At 69.3% G+C, this 3076-nt stretch carries 4 protein-coding genes; 3 read left to right on the top strand and 1 reads right to left on the bottom strand.

Annotation, left to right across the window (positions count from 1 at the left end; all coding sequences use genetic code 11):
• Positions 1–127: 127 nt before the first annotated feature.
• The 3 genes from ACWC9T_RS41390 (at position 128) to ACWC9T_RS41380 (ending at position 2270) form a co-directional block, all read left to right on the top strand.
• Positions 128–715 (top strand): hypothetical protein, encoded by a 588-nt coding sequence (locus ACWC9T_RS41390; protein ID WP_449826181.1) that lies wholly within the window; start codon positions 128–130, stop codon positions 713–715.
• Between the two features lie 464 nt (positions 716–1179).
• On the top strand, positions 1180–1416 hold the full coding sequence (locus ACWC9T_RS41385; protein ID WP_449826180.1) for a hypothetical protein: 237 nt from the start codon (positions 1180–1182) through the stop codon (positions 1414–1416).
• Between the two features lie 368 nt (positions 1417–1784).
• Positions 1785–2270, top strand: a complete 486-nt coding sequence (locus ACWC9T_RS41380; RefSeq protein ID WP_449826179.1) for a hypothetical protein — start codon at positions 1785–1787, stop codon at positions 2268–2270.
• Between the two features lie 148 nt (positions 2271–2418).
• Here the strand turns inward: ACWC9T_RS41380 and ACWC9T_RS41375 are convergent, their stop codons facing one another.
• A complete protein-coding gene (locus ACWC9T_RS41375) occupies positions 2419–2808 on the bottom strand; it encodes a hypothetical protein (RefSeq protein ID WP_449826178.1) in 390 nt (129 codons plus the stop codon).
• Positions 2809–3076: the final 268 nt, after the last annotated feature.

Here is a 3076-nt window from a genome sequence, read left to right as displayed (position 1 = left end):
GTGGGTACTTCATCGGTGCGGCCATCGTGGGGCTTCCTTCCATGCTCCCCATCTGAACCGCTGTCAGCTTCTCCCGCATCCCGGGGGAGTCTCAGAACGCCGCATACCCGCTGACACGAGAGGTCTCGTGAGCCTTCTCCACCAGCTGGGCAAGCAGCTCCCGCCGATCGCCCACGCGTACCCGACCGGAAACACCCAGCCCGCTCCTGAGACGTTTCAGGCGGTCAGCAACCTGCCGTCCGAGGGGTCCGCCCGCAACCGGCCCGAGGGCGGCATGTGGAGCGCCCCCGTTAACATCGGGCAGCCCGACGGAACCCCGGCCGGCACCGAGTGGACCGGCCACTGCCACCTCGACCCGTACGGCTATACCCTCCATCCCAGCGGGCGCCACTACGACCGATCCGTCGACGTCCTGCCCGACTCCTCGGCGCGGATCTACCTGATCAACACCCAGGACGACCTCCACCGCCTCCTGGAGGCCTTCCCCCCGATCCCGAAGGACCACTATCTCCAGCCGGTGACGCCAAACTGGGAGGCCCTCGCCGGGAGCGGCATCGACGCCGTCTTCCTCACCTGGGACGGCCTCGCCGCCAACAGCAGCAACGACCGGCACCCGCTGATGAGCGCCACGCTGCACGGCTGGGACAGCGCGAGCGTTCTCTGGCTGCGCCCGGCCTACCGGTGTGAGTTCTCGGTTTGTGGCGCGGGCTGCTGATGGCTGTGGCGTGTGTCGTGTGGGTTGATCGAGAATCCGGGTTGATGGCAGTGATGGCTCTGACCTGCTGATCTGTGAGTGTTGATGTGTGTGGTGGGTTCCGCGGTGTCCTGACCTGTGGTTGGGCGGTGGAGTGACAACGACACCGAAAACCACCGGGAATGCGATTCTGTCTCCTTTTCCTGAATGCTCCGGTCGGCTATTCCGGTGTTCTGGCCGGTTCGGTGGCAGGGCCGGGGCTCCGGCGGGGCCTCGACGGGTGGTGTGCACTCACAGTCACCACCTTGCGGAGTGACCGCCGCCTACCCGGCCCCGCGCGGCGGTCGGGCAAGTGGTCCAGACAAATCGGTGATCAAGGCTATTTTGCGCTCTCAATCAAAAGAAGGTCATGACATACCGATCGATCCGGCCGGTCGGCCGTACGAGCGGATGCGTCACGGCCGCGGTACACCGAGGCTGGAACGATGAACGTGATCGTCGTCCTGGAGAACCCCGGCTCGCCCGACCTGGTGGTCGTGCACGCGGCCACGTCCGATCCGGACCTGCCGAGCAGCCCCGGCCCAGTCACCGCCTGCGGCCTCGACACCGCCGAAATGGTCAGAAATTCGTGGCAGCCGACCGAACCCGGCCAACACTGGTGGCCACCCGAACTGCGCAGCCGAACCTGCCCACGCTGCGACCAGGCCATCCGGACCACCTAGAACCCCGACACCAACCCGCTTACCGGCCCGGTCGGCCCCGCACGGTGCAGGAGACCGACCAGGCACAGCCGGCGCCCAGACGACAGCGGACCAGCAGAACCGGACGACGGCCCGGAGGCCCGAACTCCCGTGGGATTCCCACGACATCCCAGTGAATCTCAAGGAGAGGGTAACGGTCGCCGCAGCGCACTCCCCGGGCCGACCCGCGGCACGGCCGCGGGTCGGCCCGGACCACACCGATCCTGATCGTCGGCCGGTTCGCCTCGGGCGTGCGCGGCGCCGAACTCCCACGGCTTCGAACTCCCGGTGGGGGAACGGCTGGTGCTGCGGCGGTTGACTGCCGACGGTCCCGGTGCCAGCATCGCGCTGTGACCGATGGCCGCACCTCCGCGATCCGCATTCCCACCAGCCTCTTGCAGCGCGTCGTCCTGACCGCGGCCGGCGCTGTTTTCCTTTTCATCGCTATCGGCGAGATCGCGGTGGAGCCCGTGGGCTCCAAGGTCTTCGGCGCGGTGATGGGTGTCTTCTCGGTGGTGATGATCTACCGAGTCCTGCGGATGGGTCTGGTCATCGACGACTCCGGAATCACCAGCCGCACCGTGGAGTGGACACACCGGATCCGGTGGTGCGAGATCGCGTCGGTCGACCTGGCCGATGCCGGTTCCGCCTCCGGCCTCGGGATCGCGCTGGCCCTCACGACGCACAAGGGCCGAAGGATCGTCCTGCGCAGTCTCGCCGGCTACTCGACGCGGAGCACCACCGCCCGGTTGCGGCAGATGAAGGCGCAACTCGACGCGACGCTCGCCGGCCACCGGACGGGCTGCGGGGCCTGCGCGCACGCCGGTCCCGCGTAGCCGCTCCCGGCAGGGAAGTCACCTTCGCGGTCGGGCGCGGGAAGTCGGACGGGCCGACAGCGGCCCGGTCGGCGGCCAGGGCCGACTCGCTTGTCCTGCGTGCGGGGCCACCAGATCGAGCCGGGTCGGCTCGGGGAGCCCGGGCAGGTCACCGTTGCGGCCACTCTCGTGCTGCCGCCCGCTTCCCCGCAAGGCGGGCAGGCCCCGCCCCGCCCATCGGCGCACTCCGCACCGCAACGGTCTTCTCGACCGTGGCCGTCTTTGCGGTGGTCACCTTCGGGAGGTTGACTCCGGGGGCAACGGCGCGCAGGGCGCCGGAGTCGGTGGCACCGGCCGAGCGCAGCCAACGGTCGACGAAGCTCTCCGCATAGCCGGTCGGCGCGATCACGAGCGGCGCGGCAACCGGGGCAGCGGGGTGCTGCTCGCCATCTGCCGGACGCAGACGGCCACCGCGAGGGCCAGCGGGCCAGCGGCCAGGGCTGCCCGTGGTGTGCTGTCGGCGGAAGGCGTCCAACTCGATTGCCTCAAGCGGCAGCATCAGCGGCTCCTCCGACTCCGCGCTGCCCAACACCGCCGTCTGGATCCGCCACTTGTCACCCGGCAACGACAACCCCCGAACTCGGGCCTGACCATGGCCACTTCATGGTGCCACCACGCTGTGCCGGGCACTGGGGAAACAGCGCAAATCCCCCTCGGCCACCCCCGGCGATGCCGGAGGGTCAGGGTGTCGGCGGTGGCGTGACCTGGCAGACGACGAGCTCCAGGCGCGGGACGACGTAGTAGGCGAGCAGACCGCCGGCGACGTC

This window comes from Kitasatospora sp. NPDC001159 (assembly GCF_053598235.1).
This window is presented reverse-complemented; position numbering and strand designations above follow the sequence as displayed.

Coding starts and splice junctions, on each gene's coding strand:
- ACWC9T_RS41385 (WP_449826180.1), top strand. CDS start 1,180: ATGAACGTGATCGTCGTCCTGGAGAACCCCGGCTCGCCCGACCTGGTG.
- ACWC9T_RS41375 (WP_449826178.1), bottom strand. CDS start 2,808: ATGCTGCCGCTTGAGGCAATCGAGTTGGACGCCTTCCGCCGACAGCAC.